The organism is Lactobacillus jensenii DSM 20557 (assembly GCF_001436455.1).
Classification (GTDB): domain Bacteria; phylum Bacillota; class Bacilli; order Lactobacillales; family Lactobacillaceae; genus Lactobacillus; species Lactobacillus jensenii.
This window is the reverse complement of record NZ_AYYU01000022.1, coordinates 1-25211: the sequence shown is the minus strand read 5'-3', so window position 1 is coordinate 25211 and position 25211 is coordinate 1. Positions and strand designations below refer to the sequence as shown.

At 35.0% G+C, this 25211-nt stretch carries 21 protein-coding genes and 1 pseudogene; 15 read left to right on the top strand and 7 right to left on the bottom strand.

Going from position 1 to position 25211, the window contains the following annotated elements; translation table 11 throughout:
- Positions 1 to 53 precede the first annotated feature (53 nt).
- The 6 genes and pseudogenes from FC45_RS07980 to FC45_RS06125 all read left to right on the top strand — a co-directional run.
- Positions 54 to 161 (top strand): annotated as a pseudogene (locus tag FC45_RS07980) (Rpn family recombination-promoting nuclease/putative transposase); the annotation flags it as partial.
- A gap of 153 nt (positions 162 to 314) precedes the next feature.
- Positions 315 to 851 (top strand): hypothetical protein, encoded by a 537-nt coding sequence (locus FC45_RS06145; RefSeq protein WP_006584652.1) that lies wholly within the window; start codon positions 315 to 317, stop codon positions 849 to 851.
- 104 nt (positions 852 to 955) lie between these two features.
- Positions 956 to 1951 (top strand): dihydroxyacetone kinase subunit DhaK, encoded by a 996-nt coding sequence (gene dhaK, locus FC45_RS06140; RefSeq protein WP_006588055.1) that lies wholly within the window; start codon positions 956 to 958, stop codon positions 1949 to 1951.
- 13 nt (positions 1952 to 1964) lie between these two features.
- Positions 1965 to 2546, top strand: coding sequence for a dihydroxyacetone kinase subunit DhaL (gene dhaL / locus FC45_RS06135; RefSeq protein ID WP_006584653.1), 582 nt, complete (start codon positions 1965 to 1967; stop codon positions 2544 to 2546).
- Positions 2546 to 2920 carry a dihydroxyacetone kinase phosphoryl donor subunit DhaM gene (dhaM, locus tag FC45_RS06130; RefSeq protein WP_006584654.1) on the top strand — a complete coding sequence of 125 codons (375 nt, stop codon included), beginning with the start codon at positions 2546 to 2548 and terminating at the stop codon, positions 2918 to 2920. Before dhaL ends, dhaM begins: the two co-directional genes overlap by 1 nt.
- A 1-nt stretch (position 2921) precedes the next feature.
- A complete protein-coding gene (locus FC45_RS06125) occupies positions 2922 to 3623 on the top strand; it encodes an MIP/aquaporin family protein (RefSeq protein ID WP_006588056.1) in 702 nt (233 codons plus the stop codon).
- A 429-nt stretch (positions 3624 to 4052) separates the two neighbouring features.
- On the opposite strand, the gene FC45_RS06120 is transcribed toward FC45_RS06125, so the two are convergent.
- Together FC45_RS06120 and FC45_RS06115 are read right to left on the bottom strand one after the other, a co-directional pair.
- Positions 4053 to 5468, bottom strand: coding sequence for a DASS family sodium-coupled anion symporter (locus FC45_RS06120; protein WP_006584655.1), 1416 nt, complete (start codon positions 5466 to 5468; stop codon positions 4053 to 4055).
- 13 nt (positions 5469 to 5481) lie between these two features.
- Positions 5482 to 7290 (bottom strand): FAD-dependent oxidoreductase, encoded by a 1809-nt coding sequence (locus tag FC45_RS06115; RefSeq protein WP_006584656.1) that lies wholly within the window; start codon positions 7288 to 7290, stop codon positions 5482 to 5484.
- 233 nt (positions 7291 to 7523) lie between these two features.
- On the opposite strand from FC45_RS06115, the gene FC45_RS06110 reads away from it, so the two are divergent.
- Positions 7524 to 8405, top strand: a complete 882-nt coding sequence (locus FC45_RS06110) for a LysR family transcriptional regulator (RefSeq protein ID WP_021351007.1) — start codon at positions 7524 to 7526, stop codon at positions 8403 to 8405.
- Here FC45_RS06110 and FC45_RS06105 read toward each other — a convergent pair.
- Complete coding sequence (locus tag FC45_RS06105; RefSeq protein ID WP_006588058.1) at positions 8402 to 10180, bottom strand: FAD-binding protein; 1779 nt, start codon at positions 10178 to 10180, stop codon at positions 8402 to 8404. The two genes, FC45_RS06110 and FC45_RS06105, sit on opposite strands and share 4 nt — an antisense overlap.
- A 190-nt stretch (positions 10181 to 10370) precedes the next feature.
- On the opposite strand from FC45_RS06105, the gene FC45_RS06100 reads away from it, so the two are divergent.
- Positions 10371 to 11261: a LysR family transcriptional regulator gene (locus tag FC45_RS06100; protein ID WP_006584658.1), complete on the top strand. Its 891-nt coding sequence runs from the start codon at positions 10371 to 10373 to the stop codon at positions 11259 to 11261.
- 166 nt (positions 11262 to 11427) lie between these two features.
- On the opposite strand, the gene FC45_RS06095 is transcribed toward FC45_RS06100, so the two are convergent.
- Both FC45_RS06095 and pcp read right to left on the bottom strand, forming a co-directional pair.
- Positions 11428 to 13170, bottom strand: a complete 1743-nt coding sequence (locus FC45_RS06095; RefSeq protein WP_006584659.1) for a 1-deoxy-D-xylulose-5-phosphate synthase — start codon at positions 13168 to 13170, stop codon at positions 11428 to 11430.
- An 84-nt stretch (positions 13171 to 13254) separates the two neighbouring features.
- Positions 13255 to 13902 (bottom strand): pyroglutamyl-peptidase I, encoded by a 648-nt coding sequence (gene pcp, locus FC45_RS06090; RefSeq protein ID WP_006584660.1) that lies wholly within the window; start codon positions 13900 to 13902, stop codon positions 13255 to 13257.
- A 314-nt stretch (positions 13903 to 14216) separates the two neighbouring features.
- On the opposite strand from pcp, the gene glmS reads away from it, so the two are divergent.
- The 5 genes from glmS to FC45_RS06065 all read left to right on the top strand — a co-directional run bounded on the left by glmS (position 14217) and on the right by FC45_RS06065 (position 19184).
- On the top strand, positions 14217 to 16028 hold the full coding sequence (gene glmS, locus FC45_RS06085) for a glutamine--fructose-6-phosphate transaminase (isomerizing) (protein WP_006584661.1): 1812 nt from the start codon (positions 14217 to 14219) through the stop codon (positions 16026 to 16028).
- Positions 16029 to 16277: 249 nt separating this feature from the next.
- On the top strand, positions 16278 to 16430 hold the full coding sequence (rpmG, locus tag FC45_RS06080; RefSeq protein ID WP_006588059.1) for a 50S ribosomal protein L33: 153 nt from the start codon (positions 16278 to 16280) through the stop codon (positions 16428 to 16430).
- Between the two features lie 15 nt (positions 16431 to 16445).
- Positions 16446 to 17414: an LPXTG cell wall anchor domain-containing protein gene (locus FC45_RS06075; RefSeq protein WP_006584663.1), complete on the top strand. Its 969-nt coding sequence runs from the start codon at positions 16446 to 16448 to the stop codon at positions 17412 to 17414.
- A gap of 114 nt (positions 17415 to 17528) precedes the next feature.
- On the top strand, positions 17529 to 18674 hold the full coding sequence (locus FC45_RS06070; RefSeq protein WP_006584664.1) for a glycerate kinase family protein: 1146 nt from the start codon (positions 17529 to 17531) through the stop codon (positions 18672 to 18674).
- 147 nt (positions 18675 to 18821) lie between these two features.
- Positions 18822 to 19184: a pyridoxamine 5'-phosphate oxidase family protein gene (locus FC45_RS06065; protein WP_006584665.1), complete on the top strand. Its 363-nt coding sequence runs from the start codon at positions 18822 to 18824 to the stop codon at positions 19182 to 19184.
- A 374-nt stretch (positions 19185 to 19558) separates the two neighbouring features.
- Here the strand turns inward: FC45_RS06065 and FC45_RS06060 are convergent, their stop codons facing one another.
- Together FC45_RS06060 and FC45_RS06055 are read right to left on the bottom strand one after the other, a co-directional pair.
- Positions 19559 to 19774 (bottom strand): DUF2922 domain-containing protein, encoded by a 216-nt coding sequence (locus FC45_RS06060; protein WP_236694517.1) that lies wholly within the window; start codon positions 19772 to 19774, stop codon positions 19559 to 19561.
- Between the two features lie 27 nt (positions 19775 to 19801).
- The gene (locus FC45_RS06055; RefSeq protein WP_006584667.1) at positions 19802 to 20011 is read right to left on the bottom strand and encodes a DUF1659 domain-containing protein; all 210 of its coding nucleotides are present in this window, start codon (positions 20009 to 20011) and stop codon (positions 19802 to 19804) included.
- A gap of 205 nt (positions 20012 to 20216) precedes the next feature.
- Between FC45_RS06055 and FC45_RS06050 the strand changes: the two genes are divergently transcribed.
- Positions 20217 to 23438, top strand: coding sequence for a type I restriction endonuclease subunit R (locus FC45_RS06050; RefSeq protein WP_006588600.1), 3222 nt, complete (start codon positions 20217 to 20219; stop codon positions 23436 to 23438).
- Positions 23439 to 23456: 18 nt separating this feature from the next.
- Positions 23457 to 25109 (top strand): type I restriction-modification system subunit M, encoded by a 1653-nt coding sequence (locus FC45_RS06045; protein ID WP_006588599.1) that lies wholly within the window; start codon positions 23457 to 23459, stop codon positions 25107 to 25109.
- Positions 25110 to 25211 lie beyond the last annotated feature (102 nt).

The window sequence follows — 25211 nt, the reverse complement described above, 5'->3', positions numbered from 1 at the left end:
TTTCAGATGAAGAAATAAAAGCTATCTTGAGTAAAAGTAACTAATTTTGCTTCAAAAGGAGAAACCTTATGAGAACGGCAGAATTGAGAATGAAAGAAGAGACAGCGATAGCTAGAAGAGAAAAAAATACGGTAAAAGTATTAACTGCTACAATTCAGGATTTGAGCCCAAATATTATTGAACCTGGCGAATTAATATATTTGAATATTCAAAGTGTAACATTTTCATCTAATTCAAAACAAAGCATGACTTTTATTATATTGAGTCATGTTTTTTTGTAAAATAAACTATATACACAATAACATGTCTTGGAGGTGACCATTATTTCTGATCGACTAAAAAGAAAAATCAGCCAAGTTTTTATTAATGAAGTATCAAAAAATGGCTTTAGACATACATCAGTTGCCAAGATTATGAAAATAGCCGATATTCGTAGACAAACTTTTTACGACAATTTCTTAGATAAATATGACTTACTTTACTATGTCGTATCAACAAATTTAAAAGAAAATATTGATGATAATATCGATTACTTAAATTGGGAAGAAATTATCATGTTGCTTTTTTACGATATAGAGCTTCATGCCAAATTTTATCGTAGTGTTTTAAAGTCTCAAACTGAAGTTGATATCGTTTCAATGATTGCATTACACTTAACTACTTTGCTTTTTCATATCCTTGAAGAAAAGGGACTAAGTAACAACCAAAAGGCTAAGGATTTTGTTGAAACTTATTGTTTGGGAATGACTTATACTATGACAGCTAATTTATATCATGAACCAGAAATAGAATATGATGAGCTTGCAAAAAAAGTGGTTAATGCAATTGAATTTACGTTTAAAAATTATTAGAAGTTATAATGGACAAAATTAATTTTTTGTCCATTATTTTTGTAAGCGCTTTACGATAATATTTTAAGTGTAAAGAGTAAGCACAAGAAATCGAGGATATGCATATGAAAAAGATTATCAATGATCCAAGTAATGTTGTTCCAGAAATGGTTAGCGGTTTAGTAAGAAGTTATCCGCAAATTTTAAAACAAATTCCAGGAACTGAAGCTGTTATTCGAGCTGATAAAGAAACAATGGCTGGAAAAGTAGGTATTATTTCTGGTGGTGGCAGTGGTCACGAACCAACACATGCTGGTTTTGTTGGTAAAGGAATGCTTAGTGCAGCAATATGCGGGCAAGTATTTACTTCACCGACTCCAGATCAAATTTATGAAGCTATTAAGGCTGCTGACCAGGGAAAAGGTGTTTTCATGGTCGTTAAAAATTATTCTGGTGATGTGATGAACTTTGATATGGCAAAAGATTTAGCTGAAATGGATGATATCAAAGTTAAATCAATTGTTGTTGATGATGATATTGCTGTAGAAGACAGCTTATATACTCAAGGCAAGCGTGGAGTAGCAGGAACAATTTTTATGCATAAGATTCTTGGAGCTGCAGCTCAAAATGGTGCAAGTCTTGATGAAATTGAAGAATTAGCTAAAAAGGTTTTGCCACATATTAATACAATTGCAGTTGCCTTATCTGCAGCAACTGTTCCTGAAGTTGGTAAGCCAGGTTTTGAACTAGCTGATGATGAAATTGAATATGGTGTCGGTATTCACTCAGAACCAGGATATCGCCGTGAAAAGATTAAGCCATCAAAAGACTTATGTAATGAATTATTGACTAAACTTGATGAGAGTTTACATCTTGATAGTAACAAAAAATATTCCTTGTTAATTAATGGTATGGGTGCAACACCATTAATGGAACAATATATTTTCTCAAATGATGTACTCAATTGGCTTGAACAAAAGAATATTAAACCTGCTTTTATGAAGGTTGGTAACTACATGACTTCAATTGATATGGCAGGTATTTCAGTAACTTTGTTTGAACTTGCTGATGATAAATGGCTAGACTACTTGAATATGCCAGTGGAAACAGTTGCTTGGTAGGAGGTAAATAATTATGCAATTAACTTTAGATGTTTACGAAAAATGGTTACGTTTATTTGCTAAAAAAGTAGAGTCAAACAAGCTTTACTTAAGTGAATTGGATGCTGCAATCGGTGACGGCGACCACGGCAATAATATGGCCCGTGGTGTCAGTGCAGTTGAAGAAGGTTTTAATTTAAAGACACCACAAGATTTGACTAGTGCATTGAAGCTAACTGCTATGGCCTTCATTTCAAAAGTTGGTGGAGCTAGTGGACCACTTTATGGAACTGCTTTTTTGGAGATGGCTAAGGCTAGTTCAAAGACTGATGATCTTAGTGAATTATTAGAAGCTGCTCTTGCTGGAATTAAGAAGCGTGGTGGAGCAACAGCTGGTGATAAGACCATGGTTGATGTTTGGGAAAAGGTTTTGCCAACTATTAAAGATGGCAGTATTAGTGAAGACGGAATTGAAGAAGCAGTAGAAGCTACTAAAGATATGCAAGCTAAAAAGGGACGTGCATCTTACTTAGGTGAAAGATCAATTGGTCACCTTGATCCAGGTGCAGTTTCAAGTGGTTATTTATTTAATAGTTTATTGAAGGCGGAAGAATAATGGAATATGGAATTTTAATCGTTTCTCACGTACCAGAAATTGCACAAGGCTTGCCCAAACTGTTAAAGCAAGTAGCAAAAGACGTTTCAATTACTTATGCTGGTGGCACTGAAGATAATGAAATTGGTACAAGTATTAATAAGATTACAGAGGCATTAGATGAAAATAAAGCCGATAAAATTTGGGCCTTTTATGATTTGGGAAGTGCTCGCATGAACCTTGAAATGGCAGAAGAAATGAGCGATAAGCAAATTACCATTCATGACACTGCTCTGATTGAAAGTGCATATGTTGCCGCTTCTCTGTTGCAAGTTAATACACCAATTGATGCAATTGAAAAGCAACTTGCGGATTTGAAAGTGAAAGGGGACTAAAATGAATGGTTTCTTAGGCGAATTTATGGGTACCATGATCTTAATTATTCTTGGGACTGGATGTGGTGCATCAGTTAACTTAAAGAAAAACTATGGTCATGCTAGTAATTGGCTCTTTATCACCATTGCATGGGGAATGGCAGTTTCCTTTGGTGTTTATGTTGCAGCTAGTTTAGGATCACAAGGACATTTAAACCCTGCGGTAACTTTAGCTTTAGCAGCATTTAGAAAGTTCCCTGCAGGGCAAGTTGTACCTTATTTAGCAGGACAATTTTTGGGAGCTTTTGTTGGAGCAGCAGTTGTTGCACTTCACTTTTACCCTCAATTTAAGGCAACTAAGGCTGATGAAGGTAATTGTGTGGGTATCTTTACTACCGGTCCAGCAATTAAAAACAATTTATTTAACTTTTTATCAGAAATGATTGCAACTTTTGTATTTATCTTTTGTTTGATAAATCTAGGTGATTTTACCCAAGGTTTGAAGCCATTGATTGTCGGTTTATTAATTATGGTTGTTGGTCAAGCTCTTGGTGGGACAACCGGATTTGCCCTTAATCCAGCACGTGACTTTGCTCCTAGATTGGCTTATTCAATTCTGCCAATTCCAAATAAGGGTGCCGCAAATTGGTCATATGCTTGGGTTCCAATTCTTGGTCCAATATGTGGTGGACTGTTAGCAGTATTTTTAAAAACTTTGATATAGAAAACAGGTGCGTGTTGCACCTGTTTTTACTTTTCAAAAGATTATGTAAAAACTTTATAAGTCCATTAAAAAATAAGTAATAATTATCTCAAAAAAATACCAGTATTTTTAGTGTATCTATTTATTGTGAAAAAGCAATTTATGGAGGTAATTATGATGTTTAATGATGATAAGTTTCATGGTTTCACAAATGATGAAATTTTTGGTAGTACAAAATAAGCACTTTCGTAACATTCTTTAAACGTATTCAAGTTAAAATAAGTGAAGTAGAAATATATTCAGTTATCAAAGATTCGGTTGATTCTGATTTTAGCCTCAGTGATACAGAGATTAAAGATATAATCTCCAAAAATCTTAAATAAGTTTTATTAGCAACAAAAAAGCATTGGTAACTTTTGTTATTACCAATGCTTTTGTTTTATTAGTTTTTTACCACATACCAAGAACTTTAGTCCAAAGTAGGCCACCGCCTAACCAAATTATGTTGAGAATTACACCGATAATGGCACTTAATTTCCACCAATCTTTATTAGCAACATATCCTGTGCTTGAAAGTAATGCAGCTGGACCAGCACTATAAGTTGAAGTTGAAAGATAAAGTGAGCCGCAAAGGCCGAGCATTAATGCTGCGATTAGGTGAGGGACTCCGGCTGCAAGTGCAACTGATAAGAAACCAGCATATAAAGCTGAAATTTGAGTTGCAATTGAAGGGAATAAGTAGTGAACATAGAAGTAAGCTAAGTATAGAATTACTAAAACTGTAATCCAGTTACTACCATGTAAGATAGCCCCTAAAGTCTTTGAGAACCAAGGGAAAAAGCCTAACTTCATCAGTTTTTGTGACATTAACATGAAAATAGAAAGCCAAGTTAAAATATTCCAAGCAAATCCTTGACTCAATAAATCTTTAGCGTTAATAACGCCAGTAATAAGTAAAATAGCTACAGCGATAAAACTAACTTCGGTTGCACTGATTCCAAACTTGGATCCAACTAGCCACAATAAGATTGCAAATACAAATACTGCAGCCATAATCTTTTCTGCAAGAGTCATTTTACCAATTTCAGCTAATTTACCGTCAGCCCATGATTTAGCATTAGGTGTTTCTTTAACCTTTGGAGGATAAATCTTATATAGGACAAATGGAACTAATACTAAAGAAATTAATCCAGGTACGATTGCTGCAAGGAACCATTCCATCCAGGTGATTTCAACACCTTGTGTCTTAGCTAAGCCAATCGCAATCATATTGCCAGCTAAACCAGTTAGAAACATAGTTGAAGTAACAATGTTAACCTCGTATTCATTAAAGACCAAAAACGATCCAATCTTACTTTGGGTGTTATCATCAGGGCTTGATCCCATAGCTTTTGAAAGATTATCAATAATTGGATACATAATTCCATTTACTCTCGCATTATTACTTGGAATCCCAATCGCGAGAACAGTTTCAACAGCTGATAAGGCATAAGCAAGACCTAAAGTCTTTTTACCAAATAAATTAACGAATAAATATGCAATTCTTTTACCTAAACCTGATTTAATAAAACCGGCGGCTAAGAACATACACATGACAATCATCCATGAGGTATCATTACCAAAACCAGCAGTAACTTCTTTCATGGTGAAGATTTTAGTTAAGGTAGCAATTGTTATTGCGATTAAAGTAGATACCATCATCGGTACTGGTTTAGTAATACATGCTGCGATAGTAGCAACAAAGATTGCAAATAAATGCCAGGCTGGAATATTAATTTCAGCTGGTTTAAATGGCGTTAATAGCCAAATGATAATACCAAGTGCTAATGGTAAAATCCATTTTTTCCATTGAAATTTATCTAACATTTTTCCTCCAATATTATTTATCAGCTTTTTTAATAGCTTGATTTACTGCTTCTTTAAGAGCTCTTGTAGTTGTACTTGCCCCGGAAACAGCATCAACATCAGTTGAATTATTTTCAACTATCGTTTTTGGAAGTTCTTTAATTGCTCTAGCTCCAATTCCTTCGGTTTCATGGCTTTCTAGAACTTCAACATTTTTGATTTTTTGGTCACTATAAGTAACTCTAACTACTATTTTTCCTCCAATACCTGCTTCGGTTGAACCTAAGTATTGGTTAGGACCTAATTCGATATTTTGATTCTTTTCACCATCAACTAAATCATTAATTCTTGGTAAAGGTTTTGTGATGATGACTTCATCAGTATCACTTTTTGGGGTTGCAGCATTTTGTCCAGCTAACTTACCAAAAATCAAACATTCAGCCAAATTACCGCCTCCTTGATAACGATTAATACAAATACCACCTAATTCTCCGGCACCGTATAAATGTGGAATTGGCTTGTTTGACCAATCTACGATTTCAGCATTTTCATTTCTTCTTGGTCCACCTTGAGTGTTTAATATAGCTGGTGCTAGTTTGATTGCAAAAAGTTGTCCAGGCTTAAATGCTGTCATATTTTCTGGACTTCTTGAAAATTCAATATCATTTCCTGAGTTAGCAAAATCATTAAATTTAGCAATGGTCATTTTTAGCTTGTTTGCAGGAACTACTAATTTTTCAGCTAATTCTTGAACATTGTTTGCAGAGACTAATTTCTTTAAGAAGTTAGGGTATCTTAATTTACCTTCTTTTTCTGCAGCTTCGACTTTTTCTTTTTGAACCTCATCCATTACTAACCAAGCGTTGTCATAAGCATGCGGAATGACATAATCGCCATGGGTATAAATGTGACCATGTCTAAATTTGGCATCTTCTTTCATAAAACGAGTTCCATCATTGGCAATTGCAAAGATGGATCCAGAATAAAGTAAATTCCAATGACCGATTTGGCGACCGCGATGACCTTCATCCTCTGCAAAGGTATATCCAGGAATTACTCCTAAAGATTCATAATTAGACATATGCCATAATTGTGCGCCAACTTTAGCAGCCATAATGACACCCGCACCTTTGTTATATAAAGTTCCGAAAGGAGTCAAATGACTTATATGAAGGAAGTTTTGCTGGAGTTGATTGTTATTTTCAAATCCACCTGTTGCTAGTACAACGCCATTTTTAGCATGGATATAGTACAAGTGATGATTTCTTTCAATAGCAACGCCAATAATTGCACGCTTTTCTGAATCCTGAATTAAATCTTTAGCTTTACTGTTAAGCCAGATATCAATATTTTCTTTTCGATCTAAGACCTTTTTTCGGAGCAATTTCCATAATGCGGCATCAAAGTCACGATTATGAACTAAGGCAAAATCAAATGTTTTTGAACCATCATATTCAGGGTATTCAGCCATATGATCTTTTTTATCTAATTTATCGCCTGACTTAACATTTCTTGACCATTGAAAGGCTTTAACATCTAAATATTTTTCAAAGTATTTAGGCATGTTAACCATACCATGTAAGTATGTGTCTAAAGTCTTTTCGGGAATAGTAAATGGAGCAGCTAGCTTATGATAATATTTTGCTAATTTATCGAAATTATAGGCCATTGCTACATGTTGAGCTGAATATCTAGTATTGCCACCTTCATGACCGAATGGAGCAGCGTCAACCAAGAGAACTTTTGCTCCATTATCAGCAGCAAATCTTGCAGCTGTTGCACCAGCTCCGCCAAAACCTAAAACGATAACATCGTAATCTGCATCCCATTCTTTTACTTTCATTATCTATTACACTTTCTATTAATAAAAAATATTTATACTAGTTAATTTCAAATGCAAAGTAACAGTAAAGCTAATCATTGTCAACCATAATTTGTAATCGCTTAATTTGTTAAATGCTAATAAATAGCAGTATATATACAAAAGTAAAATAGAGTGCTTTTGTAAAAAGTTAGTTATAAACTATTAAATAAAGCTAAATTATTAACAAATAAAAATTATTTATGGTGAAAGCAATGGAAACGAAAGATTATTTATACTTTATAAAATTGGTTGAATGTAGAAGCTATATTAAAACAGCACAATTTTTTGGAATAACTCAGCCAGCAATTTCAGCGATGGTAAAAAGACTAGAAAAAGGGATTGGTACGAAACTATTTATAAAAAGGGGGAGTAATTCTAGCCTACATATTACTAATGCTGGAAAAGTGGTTTATCGAGCAGCTAAAGAGCTTGTTCGCATAGAAACCGCAATGAAAGTAGATGCTAAAAGAGCAAGCAAAAATCAATTTAAGCTAGCATATTCAGAACTGGCAGGAAGTCTTTTATTACCAGCGATTATAACTAAACTTAATCAAGGTAACTTGTTAGCAAATGTTGAGACATATCAGGAAAATTCACACTTGCTAGAAGGTCATATTCTGGAAGGAAAATACGATGCCATTATTTTTTCACGATTAACTGATGAATATATTAAAGGAATTAAATCAGTTGTCCTGCAAAAGCATGAATATCAATTGATTGTTCCAGCATCATCTGAACTAGCCAAAAAATCAGAAATTGATTTGTTTACGATTGGTACTATTCCTTTGATTATGCGCCATAAGCGGTTTTTATCACGCACAGCACTTGATCGAATATTTGCAAAAATTAATTTTCACCCTCAAAAAAGGCTGATTGTCGATAGCATTGATGCAACACTAGAATTAGTTAGAAACAATATGGGTGTTGCATATTTGATGAATTCTACTGTTAAAAATATTCCAGGTGTGGTCGCTGTTCCACTGGTTCCTAGTCAAAAACAATATGTTTATCAATGCCTAGGTATACGTGAAAATGCAATTCCAAATGAATTTCAGAAAGCTTGCTTGGAAATAATTCAAGAAATAAAATCTTAATCTAACTTATTCCAGGCTTCTTTTACTGCTTCTTTCAGAGCTCCACTGGTTGCACTTGCGCCGGAAATACTGTCAACGTCTGCTGTATTATCTTGAAGTATTGCTTTAGTTAATTTAGGAATTGCAAGTCCACCAACATCAGGAGATTCTTTTTGTTGCAAAACCTCAATTTTCTCAAGCTTATTTTTATTTCCAGTTACTCGTACTACAATTGGAAAGTCGCTGATACCATTGCTACTAATACCAATTGCTTGATTTTCTTTCGTTTCATAATTAGTTGCTGTTATTTGAGCATCGGAATGTAATTCTGGGATTAATGATGCACCAGTAATCGCATCAACAGCAGAATCTAATTTTCTAGTACGAGCAGCATTTTCACCGGCAATTTTTCCAGAAATTAATAAGTCAGCGATACTATTTGCACCTAAATATTTAGTGGCAAAGATATCACCTAATTCACCTGCTTCATAGAGATGAGGAATAGGATTTCCATTCATATCAATAACTTCACATTTTTCATTTCTTTGAGCTCCACCATGAGTATGCAAGATATTATGTCTAACTTTAATAGCATAGTAAGGCCCATCCTCAAATGCTCGCATGGTATTAAGGTCGCGATTTAAGAACATATCACGCTTTTTTTCGCTGATTAAGAAGTTGAAATCTTTTACAGCTTGTGGCAAAAGCGGAGCATCAATTAGCTTAGCTAGCTTTTCGATAGAATCTGCCTTAATAGCATAAGAAATCAATTCTTTTATTTGAGCGGATTTAGCAGAGGTATCATTACTTAACTGTTCATATTGAGCTTGATCCATGACGATGTGAGGATGATTTTGATTAGGAATCATAATCCAGTTACCGTGATTATATTTATAGCCATGACGATCTTCTTCGTCTTCCTTGAAATAACGAGTTCCATCATCTCCGGCTACGAAGATGCTTCCATTGAATAATGATTTCCAATTAATCATATACGCAAATTTTTCTCTGGAATCTCCATTTCTGAGAGAAAGTCCATGGGAATCATAATTTGACATATGCCATAAGCGAGCATTAGCTTCGATAGCTAAATCAATTCCTTTTCCTTTGTTATATAATGTACCTATTGGAGCTAATGAGCCTTGACCTAAATAGGTTTGCACCATATCTTGATTATTTTCAAAACCACCACATGAAAGGACAACTCCGTTTTTAGCGCGAATATTACGGATTTGGCCCTTACGTTTAATTTGAACCCCTAATGTAGTATTAGTTTCAGCATCTTGAATTAAATGAAGCGCTGGAGATTCATACCAAATTGTTATCATATCTAGGCGTTCGTAAACTTTTTTTCTAAGTAACTTCCAGAAGAAGCCATTATACATACCTTTGTTCATGCTTCTAGATTGCATTGAATTAGCATTCTGATATTCGGGATATTCTCCATTTGGTCGACGTCCAGTTGCGACAGAATCGATATCAAAATACTTTTTAGCATATTCTTTCATATTGGTAATGTTTTTGACAAAGCAATCCAGTGCTCGAACATCATATTTAAATGGGTAGTAGGTTTGCTTATAATAATCAGCTAATTTTTGACTGTCTAGTCCCCAAGCAAAGGCTCCACCTGAATATCTTGTGTTACCACCTTCATGGCCTTCAGGAGCGGAATCAATTAATAGAACGTGCGCGCCGTTGTCAGCTGCGAATCGAGCAGCGCCAGCACCAGCGCCCCCAAACCCAACGACGATGACATCAAATTGAGCATCCCATCTAGTTGAGGGAGTATAAATCATAAGTATCATCTCTTTCTAAAACGTTTTCAAAGATAATATAGAATACTATTTATAAATAAACAAAAAATATTTAAAAGTAAAAAATAATGAATATATTGGCCATAAGTGCTGATATATAAGCTATAATTTGCTTATTAAAGCAAAGATTTATAATATAAAAAGTTTGATTTATAAAAGGAATTTATAAATTATGAATGAAAGAGACTTGATATATTTTTGTAAATTAGTTGAATTAGAATCTTATACTTCAGCTGCCAAGGAGCTTGACGTCACACAACCAACAATTTCATCAGCTGTTAGGAAGTTGGCGCAACACTATCAAGATCCACTAATTATTCAGAAAAATAAAAAAAGTAAAATAACATTAACATCTGCTGGTCAAATGCTCTATGACAAGTCTAAAAAACTATTAAGTGAAATAGCTAGCTTAGATCATGATGTTCGTCATGCTAATGATCGTAAAATTAGAATTTCATTTTCCGGTGTAGCAGGTAGTATTTATATGCCAGAAATTATTGAAAAGTTTTATAATGCTGGAATTTCAGACATGCTTGATCCAAAGTTTGAGAGATCAACTGCAGCTTTTTCAGATTTAGAAAGAGGAGATAGTGATATTGCTATCTATTCTTGGATTGTGCCATTTAATGATCCTAATTACTTTATTAGAACACTGGATAAAACTGAACTCGTAATTATTACTGGTCTAAAGCATCCTTGGGCTGATAAAAATGAAATAAAGGCACGTGAACTAAGAAATGAAAAATTTATTGCTAGAAAATCCACTTATTTGACTAGAGAATCACTTGATCGAATAGGAGAATTTGGCGATTTTACACCCAATATTATTTATATAGCTCAAACAATGCAGCTGTTGATTGATTTGGTTGAGCGTAATATGGGAATCGCTTTAGTGATGGAATCAAGCATAAAACATAATGATTTAGTGCATGTGATTCATCTGACTGCTGAGCAAAAACTTTGGGCATATATGCAAATAGCTATGCGAAAGAGCTTTATGCCTAATAAGCATCAAGCTAAAGGAATTGAAATTTTGCGTAATTTCCACAGAAAAAAGCACTAATCCCTATATATTAAGGAAGAGACTGCAGTAGCTGAAAAACGAGGTATTGAGAAAGGGCGAGAAGAAGGAGATAAAAGCTATCTTGAGTAAAAGTAACTAAATACCATCAAAATCTCAAATAATATAAAAAAGCCTCGGAAAATCAAATTCCGAGGCTTTTTTTATTTTAATCATTCAAATTTACTTTAATGTCCGCAATAATTTGTTCACTAGTTAAGTGATTATCTTGATAAATCTGCTTAAGTGGCACTTGGTCAGTATATTCGCATCTTTGACCAAAGTTCAATACTTTGTTAGTGCCGAGGTAGCTGGCAACTTTTTGCCCGAAGCCACCATCAAGTGAATTATCTTCTAAAGTTACAATTAACTCATGCTCCTTAGCTAACTTATCTAAGCTATCCTTGTCCAAAATGTTAGCTGAAACTGGGTTAATCAAAGTAGCGTTTAATTTTTCTGCAACTTCTTGACCTAAAGTGTAAAAGTCGCCCAAGGCTAAAATTGCGACATCCTTACCTGGCTTAACTTGATACTTAATCTTATCAAAGTCAGCACTAACTTCTTCGCCCATTGGAACTGGTTTAGTTGGTATCTTGATGGCAACGGGGTGCTTACGCTGGTTTATTGCCCAGTTGAGCATTGCCTTTTCTTCATTTAAGGTTGTTGGTGCTAAGTAAATCCAATTTGGTAAGTTTCCCACCATCACTTGGTCAAAAATTCCTAAGTGTGTCTTGGAATTACTTGAAATGCCGCCACCAGCTACGAGCATGACAACTGGAAGGTCATTTGCGGCGACATCATGAGAAAGTTGATCGAAGGCTCTTTGTAAAAATGTGGAACTTTCAAATAATACCGGAACAGCGCCTTCTTTAACAGCACCAGCTGCAAAAGCAACAGATTCTTGCTCAGCGATACCAACATCAACGTAATTTTCTGGATAATTTTGCTTGATTTTGTCTAAGCCGAAGCTACCAGGAATTGCGGCGTTAATTGCCAAAACTTTTTCATCGTTTTTGATTCGCTTAATAACTTCATCTAAAGCAACTGAAGCAGCAGTTGGGCCATCAGGTGCAGGAACCGTTGTCTTATCAGTCTTTAAATCAAATGGTAAAACCCAGTGGTGGTTGGCTTCATCCTTAATTGCGGGTTCATAACCTTTACCCTTAAGAGTGTTAATATGAAGCAAAATTGGATGATCAACGTCTTTAACCGCTTCAAAAGCGGCAATCATATCTTCAATATCATTACCATCTGCTACATAGCGATAGTCAAAGCCCATTGCAGTAAATGGATTTTCTGGCGTTTGACCATTTGAATCGCGCAACTTCTTTAAGGCAGTTACAAGACCACCAACATTGTCGTCGATTGACATTTGGTTATCATTAACAACAACTACTAAGTTATGTTTTTCAATTGCGGCGTTGTTTAGACCTTCATATGCAAGACCGCCAGTCATAGAACCATCACCAATTAAGGCCATGATATTTTCCTTGCCGCCCATCAAGTCACGTGCGCGTGCCATTCCAGTTGCTAAAGCAATAGAAGTAGAAGTGTGGCCCACAGCATAGTAGTCATATGGACTTTCATCAGGATTAGAATATGGAGTTACATCTTCATAATGTTCTGGATCAAGCCAAGCTAGCGCACGTCCAGTTAACATCTTATGTGGGTATGTTTGGTGAGAAACGTCCCATACCATCTTATCTTTAGGAGCATTGAATACATAATGATAAGCAATTGTAGCTTCAACAATTCCTAAATCAGGACCAAGGTGGCCACCTAGAACAGCATCTTTTTCAAGAATCAAAGTTCTAATTTCTGAAGCAAGTTGCTTCATTTGAGCTAAGTCTAACTGCTTAACATCTTGAGGACCATGGATTTGATTTAATAAGAAGTCTGGATGTTGATTCATAAGTTATAATCTCCTTTTCTAAAAGCTTACTTATTTATTGTAACTTTATAAAAACTGAGTTCAAATGTTTTGCATGAATATACTTTATTGAATTGTGCCTTCGACCGTTTCAATATCGCCCTTGCTATCACGTTCAACAATTGCTCTAATTGCGGCGGTTAAGCCTTTAACATCATCTTCAAGAGAAAGGGCAGGTGTCTCAGGTCGCGCAACAACTTGATTAGGTAAAAATGGGATATGGATAAATCCGGCTTTGATGTTAGGGAAGAATTTCTCACGCATATATTGGACTTGATAAAAAATGTGGTTGCAGACATAAGTGCCGGCAGTGTTAGAAACTGCTGCTGGCAACCCCGCTGCTCGGATAGCACGAGTCATAGCCTTAATTGGCAATTGCGTAAAGTAGGCAGTTGCACCATCTTCATGAATAGTAGCGTTTAGAGGTTGATAGCCAGCATTGTCCGCAATGCGGCCATCATCTAAGTTAATAGCAATTCGCTCAGGAGTAATAGCAAAGCGTCCGCCTGCTTGGCCAATATTTAAAACATAATCAGGTTGGTATTTTTCAATTGCGGTTTTAACAACTTCAGCACTAACATTAAATTTAGTTGGAATTTCAAGTTTAATAATTTCCGCGCCAGCAATTGAGTCAGGTAAAAGTTTAACGGCTTCAATGGCTGGATTAATCTTATCATTATCAAATGGATCAAAACCTGTAACAAGAATCTTCATAATAACTCCTTCCTAAAGTTAAAAATTATCAGAATACTTTAATGGTATCTTATCAGTATTTAATTCTCGCAACAAATAAAATAATCTTTGGAAAATATTTTCTTGTAAATAATTTATGTAAAATTATAAAATGTGTATCTATGAAGATATATTACTAGTTCTTTAATTTATCTTTTAGGTTCACTTAAAGATATACCAATTTAATGAGATATTTCTTGACCACTTTGCCAAAAAAGGCTATTATTGCACTTGTAACAATAAAAATAAACTAGTCCGATAAAGTAAAATTGAACTAGACCAAAGGAGAATTTTCTATGTGTGGTATCGTTGGTGTTGTTGGTAAGGCTGCACGAAATATTATTTTAAATGGTTTAACTAACTTGGAATATCGTGGATATGATTCTGCAGGCATTTACTTAAATGATTTAAAGGGACATGAATATTTAACTAAGGCAGTTGGCCGTATTTCAAGCTTAAAAGAAAAGTTAACCCCTGATGAAGATGGATTGGTAGGTATTGGTCATACTCGTTGGGCAACTCATGGTAAGCCAACTATTGATAATGCTCACCCTCATTTTGATGAAACTAAGCGTTTTTACTTAGTACACAATGGTGTTATTGAAAACTACACTGAATTAAAAGATAAATACTTACAAGGTGTTAAATTCCATTCAGATACTGACACTGAAGTTATCGTTCAATTAATTAGCAAAATTGCACGTGACAAGAACTTAGATGCTTTTACTGCTTTTAAAGAAACTTTGAAGTTAGTTAGAGGTTCATATGCATTCTTACTTGTTGACGATCAAGAACCAGATCACGTATTTATTGCTAAGAATAAGTCACCAATGATGCTTGGTTTAGGCGATGGCTTCAATATTATTGCTTCAGATGCCATTTCAGTTTTAGACCAAACTAAAACTTTTGTAAGTCTTGAAGATGGTGATGTTGGTGACATTACTAAAGATTCTTACACTATTGAAACAATTGAAGGTGAAAGAGTAGAACGTGAACCTAAGGTGTTAGATATTGACCCTAACGCTGCATCTAAGGGAACTTACGAACACTACATGCTTAAGGAAATCGATGAACAACCTGGTGTAATGCGTCACATCTCTCAAACTTATCTTGATGATGCTGGTAACACAAAGGTAAATCCAGAAATCGTTAATGCAATTTCTAAGGCAGACCGCTTATACATTTTTGCAGCAGGTACTAGTTACCATGCAGGTTTAGTGGGTAAGGCACTTTTTGAACACTACACTGGCATTCCTACTGAAGTGGGTTATGCTTCAGAAGCCGGTTATCACTTCCCAATGATGAGTAAGAACCCATTCTTTATCTTCTTAACTCAATCTGGAGAAACTGCTGACTCACGTGTTGTTTTAAAGGAAACTAACAAGCGTGGTATTCCAAGCTTGACCATGACTAACGTTGAAGGTTCAACGTTATCTCGTGAAGCTACTTACACTATGCTTTTAGGTGCTGGTCCAGAAATCGCAGTTGCTTCAACTAAGGCATACACTGCTCAAGTTGCTGTACAAGCAGTCCTTGCTAAGGCTCTTGGTGAAAAGCTTGGCGTTAAAGCAGCTCAAGAATGGAACTTACATCATGACTTGGCAATCGCTGCTGAAGGAATTCAACAACTTGTTGATGGTAAAGAAAAGCTTAAGGAAATTGCTGATAAGTACTTAATTAAGTCAAGAAATGCTTTCTATATTGGTCGTGGAATTGATCATGCGGTTGCTCTTGAAGCTGCACTTAAATTAAAGGAAGTTTCATACATTCAAACTGAAGGCTTCGCAGCAGCTGAACTTAAGCACGGAACTATTTCATTAATTGAAAATGGTACACCAGTTATTGCTTTAATCAATGATCCTGTTACTGCAGAACTAACTCGTGGTAACATTCAAGAAGTTGTTTCTCGTGGTGCTAACATTGTGACTATCGTAAGTAAGAAATTCGCTAATAGTACAGATGACATTGTATTACCTGAAATTAATTACTACATGTCAGCACTATTGACTGTTATTCCTGCTCAACTTCTTGCTTACTACGCTTCTAGAGATAAGGGCTTGGATGTTGATAAGCCACGTAACTTGGCAAAGAGTGTTACTGTTGAATAAAATTTAATACTTTATTTAATAAAANCTATTTTTTTGTTTATTAATACTTATAACTTAAAAATTAATTTTTATAATTCTTGAAATACCGCTATTTAAGTAGCAAAAAAATAAAATTTACTCCAAAACATTTGACAAAATAAAAGTAATTCGATATTCTATAAAGATTTATATTTAGCAAGCGAGGATTAAAATTATGAACACTTAAAATTGCTACTTTGTTTACAAGAAAGTTCTAGAAAGGAAAAGATGATGAGAAATAATATTATTTTGGAATGTCGACAAACTAGTGAACGTATTTATATTACTAGTAAAAATAAACGTAATACCCCTGAAAGACTTCGGTTAATGAAATATTCACCTAAGTTACAAAAAAGAGCAGAATTTGTCGAAATTAGTAAATAGTTGAAAGGAAAATGAATGAAATCAAAATTATTATTAGTAAGCTTGATGGTTTCAGGAGCTATTTTAGTTGGAACCAATCAAAATTCGATTGTCAAAGCAGATGATTTATCCTCAACAACAGAAGTAAATTCAGGAGTAAGTTTTACAGGAATCTTTCGCTATACAAATGGTTTACCAATTGAGTCCAGTAGTTATGTACAATTAAAAAATCAAGCAAATAACGAAACTATTTCTAAAACTGTTAATGCTTCGGGGGCTGTAACGTTTAATGCAACAGATGGACTAAAAACTGGCACTAGTTATGAAGTTATTGTTAATAATCAAAAGCTGAATTATACTTTACAACTGAGTTCTAGCAACTCTAATATCTCAAAAACTTTCACAGTAAACTTGCCAGGAGCAGAGCTGCCTTTAACTTATACAGTAAATGCTCGTTATACTAATGGTTTGCCATTAAGTGAAGGGACTGAAATAAAATTACGCAATTTAACTGATGGTTCAACAGAAGTTTTAACTAAAAAGGTAAACAACCAAGGTATTGTAACATTCACAGAAGCTGATGGTTTGAAAAAAGGTGTCAATTATAGCGTAGAAGTTCCTGGTCTAACAACGGGTTATTCAATTCGTTATGACTTAGGTGGAAATAAGAGCAAGGACTTCATCCTTGAAACTACAGAATCAAAAGATTCTAAACAAAAATCTGCAAGTAGCTCATCTTCAAATCTTTTATCAAGTAGTACAAATTCTACTTCTCTTTCAAATTCAAATAAAGCCAATTCTACTTCCTCAGAAGATTTGAAAAAGCAGACTCTTAATGTAGCAGGAACCTCTTCACACAAGGCAACTTCAGCAATGAATTTACCAACTAAGAAGCAAGTCCAAAACTTGCCACAAACTGGTACTAAATCTGTTCTATTGCTTACTGCTTTAGGCTTATTATCATTACTCGCTTCTAAACTTCTTTTTAAGAGAAGAATTAACTAAATCTACTATTATATACTCCTTAATCATTTATAACTTAAAAGTTCCGATTTGTTTCGGAGCTTTTTTTGTTAAAATTAAAATAAAAATAAATTCAATACAGAAAGAAAAATCAATATGAAAATTTTAATCGCACCTGATTCTTTTAAAAACTGTATGACTGCTCAGCAAGTAGCTAATGTGATGAAGAAGGGGCTTAGCAGAGTCTTTCCAGCAGCTGAATATACTCTTGTACCGATGGCTGATGGTGGAGAAGGAACTGTTGATGCTTTGGTGAGCGCTACAGGTGGTTGCTATTTTCAAGTTCAAGTTCATAATCCCTTGAATCAAGTTGTCATAGCAAAATATGGCTTTTTAGGCGATAAGGAAACAGCGGTTATTGAAATGGCGGCCGCAAGTGGTATTCAATATGTAAATAAAGAAACAATGAATCCTATGAAGGCGACTACTTATGGTACAGGAGAAATGATAGTCGATGCTGTAAACCATGGTGCTAAGCAAATCATTCTCGGAATTGGTGGGAGTGCGACTGTTGATGGCGGCAGTGGAATGGCCCAGGCTCTTGGAGTTGGACTGCTGGATAAAAATGGCCAAGCAATAAAGCTAGGTGGCGAAGGGTTAGAGCAGCTAGCACATGTTAATCTTAGTCAGGTTCCTGAACAAATTAAAAAGACCAAAATTTATATTGCTAGTGATGTAACTAATCCGCTAACAGGGCCGCAAGGTTCAACAGCTGTCTTTGGCCCACAAAAAGGGGCAACTGAAGCAATGATCCCAATCCTTGATCAAAATCTGCACCATCTTGCCCAAGTTGTCAAAAAAGACCTCGAGCTTGATTATGAAGCGGTTCCTGGTAGTGGCGCAGCTGGTGGATTAGGTTTTGGTCTATTAGCTTTTACTAATTCTAAAATGGAAAAAGGAATTGACTTAGTAACGCATTTTGCTCGACTAGCTGAAAAAGCAAAGGGTGCAGATTTGGTAATCACTGGAGAAGGGAGTACTGATTTTCAAACCAAGTTCGGCAAAACGCCATATGGTGTTGCTCTAACAACCAAAAAAGTAGCTCCACAGGCTCCAGTTATTGTTTTATCAGGGAATATTGGGCCAGGGGTGAAGAGCTTATATGAAAATAAGGTAATCGATGCAATCTTCTCAACTCCGAGTGGTGCCAAGAGCCTTGAACAAGCCATTAAAGATGCGCCGAAAGACATTGCACTAGCTGCTGAAGAGGTTGGCCGATTAATTAGAAGTGTCATTAAATAACATGACTTCATAAAACGTTATCATTTTTTGACTGTTAAAAAACTTCTTGTTATTTATTAAGCAAATAAATTGTTTTTATCGATTTTTTGGACTATTCTAAAAACAGAGTAAAGCTCTATAATTTATTGCAGAAGGAAAGGAATTAATATGAAGAAATTAGAAAGTACTAAATTAACAGCAGAACAACAAAGATTCTTTAATGTAAAGCTTGCATTCGTATCATCAGTAAGTAAAGATGGTATGCCACAAGTTGGTCCTAAGGAATCATTACGTGTAGTTGATGACAGTCACTTAGCATGGGTTGAAGTAACGCACGCACACTTATGGGACAACATCAAGAATGGTAGTAAAGTTGCTGTTGTAGTTGGTGATGTACTTAGCCACACTAACGTACGTGTAATTGGTACTGCACATGTTTCAGAAGATCAAGCTTTAATTGAAGACTTACGTACTAAGACTGGTAAAAACGGTGATGTTATTGTAGTTGACATCGAAGAAATTGATGCTTAATTAAAATTCATAGAAAAAGAAGTAGCCAGTTGTTGGCTACTTCTTTTTTGGAAATAATGCAAGTTAAATAACATTTTTTACAAATGTTGATAAATAAGCAAAAATTGTGTTATTTTATAGAAAAATCTATTGAATATGCTTATGTGTTTTGCTTAAATAATAAACAGAATAATTGTTATTAACTGCTGCTATGGGGGCAACACACAATTAAATAGGGGGGGAGATTAGTTAATTCATTAGGGAGAAATGAATTAATTAATCTATATATAAAATAAAAGAAGCACCGGTTAGGTGCTTCTTTTATTTTATAATGCTGATTAATTTTTTTACTTCGGTAGCGATTAATTGACTAATTCTGATGAGACTTAGAGTCATCAAAGACAGTTGTTTGTAGTTGTTTCAACGTATTTAGCCATACGAGCAGACTTATACACATCAACCCCATCCTTATTAAATGCATGTGCATCAGTGATGGTCTTCATCGCTTGACGCACGGTTGCTTCATCAAGGCCATCTTTAGCATTTGGCACTGATAAAGTGGTGTTTTTGTCTTCACTATTAATAAAAACTAACTTTAAAACTTTTGACATGATATTGGCTCCTTACTATGTAAATAATTAGACTAACTTGATGTTTTGCTTTTGGATTAAGATGGCATCAGATAATGTATCGCCTTGTAAACTGCTGAGAGCTTGGCCTACTTGAGCTAGAGTGTTAGCAGAGGCATCTTTAGCAACGTTTTTCATAGTGCGAGTTAATTTACCGTTTGTGTAACTTTCTGAAGCAAAAGTGTATTGGACTGATTGTTCTAGTAATTCAAAATTCATAGTTATACTCCTTATAAATAAGTTATGTAAGTCATGCGCGCAATTGCCTTACACTATATATAACGAATGGGAGAAGCAAAACACGCCAAATTTTTTGAATTTTTTTGCGATGATGAGGGGGAAGTTGGGTAAGTAGTAGCTTTATTAAGGTAACTTTCTTGTATAATATAAACTATAGTTTAATTACAACGAAAGTAGGTTATTCATGATTTACGATAAAGAGGATGTATTTGAAAACTCCTTAATTGAATACTTATCAACTGGGAAAGTTCCTCAGTATGAAATTAATGAACCAGGCCAAAATTATGTTATTGATAGTTTGCGAAAGCAAGGTAGAAAGCAAATTTGGCAATATTTGTCAGATGTAAAAACTACCCCTGCACTTTGGCAAAACTTTAAAAAGATTTTGGAGCAACACAATCAAGATAAACTTGATGGCCCATTATCAGAAAATGAATTTGCTCAAGTTAAGAAAGAAATTTCAGCTTTGAAGACACCTTATCAAGCTGGACAATTTTTATATGGAGTAAATGGCATTAGTCAAATTGAAATTGACTTAGATGATGGACGCCATGTCTTTTTAAAGGTCTTTGATCAAAAGCAAGTTGGTGCAGGAGATACGGTTTATCAAGTAGTAAATCAAATTCAAAGACCAGCGGTAATTCATGGCAAACAAGAACGTAGATTTGATACCACACTTCTTATTAATGGTTTACCAATCATTCAAATTGAAGAAAAGAAAGATGGTATTTCAGCAAATGAAGCCCTAAATCAAATGCATCAATACATTGAAGAAGGACAATATAGTGATATTTTCTCAACTGTTCAAATTTTAGTGGCAATGTCACCCCATGAATGCTTGTACATGGCAAATACTACAGCTGATAAATTTAATAAAGACTTTGCCTTTCACTGGCAACGTAAAAAAGATAATACACAAGTTAATAATTGGCTTGAATTTGCAGATACTGTTTTGAGTATTCCGATGGCGCACCAAATGGCAACTAGTTATATGATTTTGGATGGTACGCCTAATAATCAGATGCTTAAAGTTATGCGACCATACCAGGTATATGCGACACAAGCAGTTATTGAAAAGCTTAAGCACTGGGACTTTGAATATGGTGAAAACCGAGTTGGTTATGTATGGCATACAACTGGTTCAGGTAAGACAATTACTAGTTTCAAGACAGCCTGGCTTGCTAGTCGCTTGCCTAACGTTGATAAAGTTGTCTTCTTAGTCGATCGAATTGCCTTAACTAGACAAACAATGGAAAAATATCATGCTTATGATCCAGAAGCTAGTGAAGATGATTGGGGTAATGTGCTTGATACACGTAATACTACGGACTTGAAGAATAAGTTACGTAAACGTGGTAGTGACATTATTGTTACAAGTGTGCAAAAACTTGAAACATTGGTTAAGCGCGACAGCTTTAAAGATCCAGATAAAAATATTGTCTTTATTGTCGATGAAGCTCACCGTTCAACTGGTGGGGATGCATTTAGTCTGTTAAAGAAGGCCTTTAAAAAAGGAGCTTGGGTTGGATATACTGGTACACCAATGTTTGATGATACAACAGCAAATGGTGTAAGAACTAAAGATGTTTTTGGTGAACCACTTCATATCTATACTATTAGAGAAGCTATTAGTGATGGTAATGTTTTACGTTTTAAGGTCGACTTCCAAACGACTATTGACGAAGACAAGATGAAGAGTGACTACTTGCCTGAGTTTTACCACCAAAGATATCCCAAATGGACTGAAGCAGATATCAAACATAAAATTGAAAACTTGCAGCCTGATGATATTGATGATGCAATTGGGCCAACTTTTTATGATGAAAATAAAGAGCACGTTAAGTTAGTTGTCGAAGATATTTTTAAGAACTGGCGTAATCGCTCAAATGACGGTCAGTATAATGCATTATTGACAACACACGTTGGTGGTAATCGTGCAAGTACTCCAATGGCTATGATGTATTATGATGAATTCCAAAGAGTTAATGCTGAACATCAAAAAAACGGTGGCCTCGTTCTAAAAGTTGCTGTTACTTTCTCACAAAGTACTGGTAATGATGATAATATGGTTGAAAATAATAAGAACCTAAGTAGAGCTGTGGATATTTATAATGCGCAATTTGGTACATCGTTTGGAATGGACGATATTGCAGGATATACTGCTGATGTTGTTTCAAGATTAAATAAAACAGCTTTTGATAAGAACTACTTAGATTTAGTTATTGTTGTCGACCAATTATTGACTGGATTTGATGCGCCAGGACTTAATACCTTATATGTTGATCGAATCTTGAGAAATGCTAGCTTGATTCAGGCATATTCAAGAACCAACCGAATTGCAGATATGCAGACTAAGCCGTTTGGGAGAATAGTTAACTATCGTTGGCCAGTTGAAAACGAGAAGTTGATGAACAAGGCATTGTCAATTTATGCAAATAAGTCTTCGGCCTTTGGTCAAGAAGATTTGCTAGATAAAGAGCCAGAAGATAATCCTGTTACTGTACCATCATTTAATGAACAATTAGATAATGTAAAAAAGACAGTAGATAGAATAAAAGAGTTAACTAATCAGACATTGGAAGAAGTACCTAAATCAGAAGAAGATCAGGATGAACTTTATAAACTTCTAAGAAAATATAACAAAGAGGTAGAAGTTTTAAAGCAATATGATCTTGGTACAGATGATGAAGGAAATGAAATAGGGTACGATTACGATCATCCAGAAAAGTTATTACAAAAAATGGATATAAGTGAAAATGATGAAAAGATGATTACTACTGTCTTACCAAATTTGATTAAGAAAGAATTACATGACCGTAATAGAGAAATGCCTGATATCGATTTACGCATGACTCATATTAAGGAAGTCGTAATTAATTATGATTATCTTACTCACTTAATTGAAGAACTTATTAATAAGGTTCATGAAGGTGATGAAGAAGGTATTCGTAAAGCTCAGGATAAGATTAGAGAATTCACTTTATCAATGGATAATCGAGCTTATGCCAAGCAAATTGAACGGACTAGTAGGGCTATTGTTAATAAGCAATATCCTAGGGATGCTGAAAGTCAAAAGTGGCCATATCACGTGAAAGATGTTCATGAAGTAATTTCTCAAGCTAATGAAGCTGGAATTGATGATATTATTTATCAATTCAGAATTAAGTGGGGAATTACTGATGTAATAAATACTGATGAACTTAAGTCGATATTTGCTAACCATCGTCTTGGGAAAAAGGACTTAAACGATTCTGGGAAAATTGATGCAATTAAAAAAGATGCTGCTGAAATCTATAAAAAACGGGCAACAGATGAAAAAGTGGTTAAATTATCAAAGATAAAATACCGTAATTCACTTTCTGATGCTATTTATGAATTGGCAGATGAACTTAAGAGAGAAAATTAGAAGTAGGGAAGAGAATAAATGTCAGAAAAAGATATTACAACAAAATTATGGGCCATGGCTAATGAACTTAGAGGAAATATGGATGCCTCAGAATATAAAAACTATATTTTGGCTTTCATGTTTTATCGCTACTTATCTGAACACCAAGAAGACTATTTAAAGAAAAACGATATTTTAGATATCGAAGATGGTGAAAGTATTAATGATGCTTATGTTCGTGAAGCTAGTGGGGACGATTTAGCGGATTATTTAGAAGATATTGCATCAAGTTTAGGTTATGCAATTGAACCTCATGATACTTGGGCTTCATTAATTAAACGTGTTCAAGATAAAGAAGTAATTCCAAGTGATTATCAAGATTTACTTGATCACTTCGCTAAGAACACTGAATTAGCTAACAATAAGACTGCTAGTCAAGACTTCCGTGGCGTCTTCAATGATGTTAACTTGGGAGATTCTCGTCTTGGTAGCAATACTAATGACCGTGCCAAGTCAATTAGTAAGATCGTTCAATTAGTAGATACAATTGAATATAAAGACGAAAATGGTAAAGATATTCTTGGTACTATCTATGAATATTTGATTGGTCAATTCGCTGCTAGTGCAGGTAAAAAGGGTGGGGAATTCTATACTCCATTTGAAGTTTCAAAGGTTCTAGCTAAGTTAGTAACTGCTAATTTGAAAGGCGAACCAGAAGAATTCGAAGTATATGACCCTACTTGTGGTTCAGGCTCATTATTACTTACTGTTCAAGGCGAAGTTCCTGGTGGTAAGAAGCCAGGTGTTGTTAAGTTCTATGGTCAAGAAAAGAACACTACTACATACAACTTGTCACGAATGAACTTGATGATGCATGGCGTTGAATTCACTAATATTCACTTGTCTAATGCTGATACGCTTGAAGCTGACTGGCCAGATGGACTTGATGCACAAGGCATTGACCGTCCTAAGACTAACTTCGATGCAGTTGTTGCAAACCCACCATATTCAGCTCACTGGGACAATAATGAAAATAAGTTAAAGGACCCTCGTTTTTCAGCATATGGTAAGTTAGCACCTAAGACTAAGGCAGACTATGCTTTCGTTCTTCACGGTTTGTATCACTTATCACCAGAAGGAACAATGGCAATTGTTCTTCCACACGGTGTATTGTTCCGTGGTGCAGCTGAAGGAGTAATCCGTCAAAACATCATTGAAAAGAACTACCTTGATGCGGTAATTGGCTTGCCAGCTAACTTGTTCTATGGTGTAAGTATTCCTACTATTGTGCTTGTCTTTAAGAAGAATCGTCAAAATAAAGATATCTTCTTTATTGATGCTAGTCGTGAATTTGAAAAGGGTAAGAACCAAAACAAATTAACTGAAGAAAATATTGATAAGATTATCTCAACTTACCTTAAGCGTGAAGATGTAGATAAGTATGCTCACAAGGCAGAACTTGATGAAATTAAGGAAAATGATTACAACTTAAACATTCCACGTTATGTAGATACATTTGAACCAGAACCACCAGTTGACCTTGGAAAAGTTGCTGATGAACTTGAAGAAGTTAACCAAAAGATTGCCGAAAATAAAAAAGAACTGTTAGGAATGTTAAAAGAATTAACAACAGATGATGACGATTTACGGGCACAATTGGACAAGTTTATTAGCGTATTTGAGAAGAACTAAGAGAAAAGTGGGGTGAAAAATAATGACAGACGATTTGATGAAAAGCAGTGGTAGCGGGGATGCTGGCAATAGCACTCACGCTGATGAACAACGATTGTATCC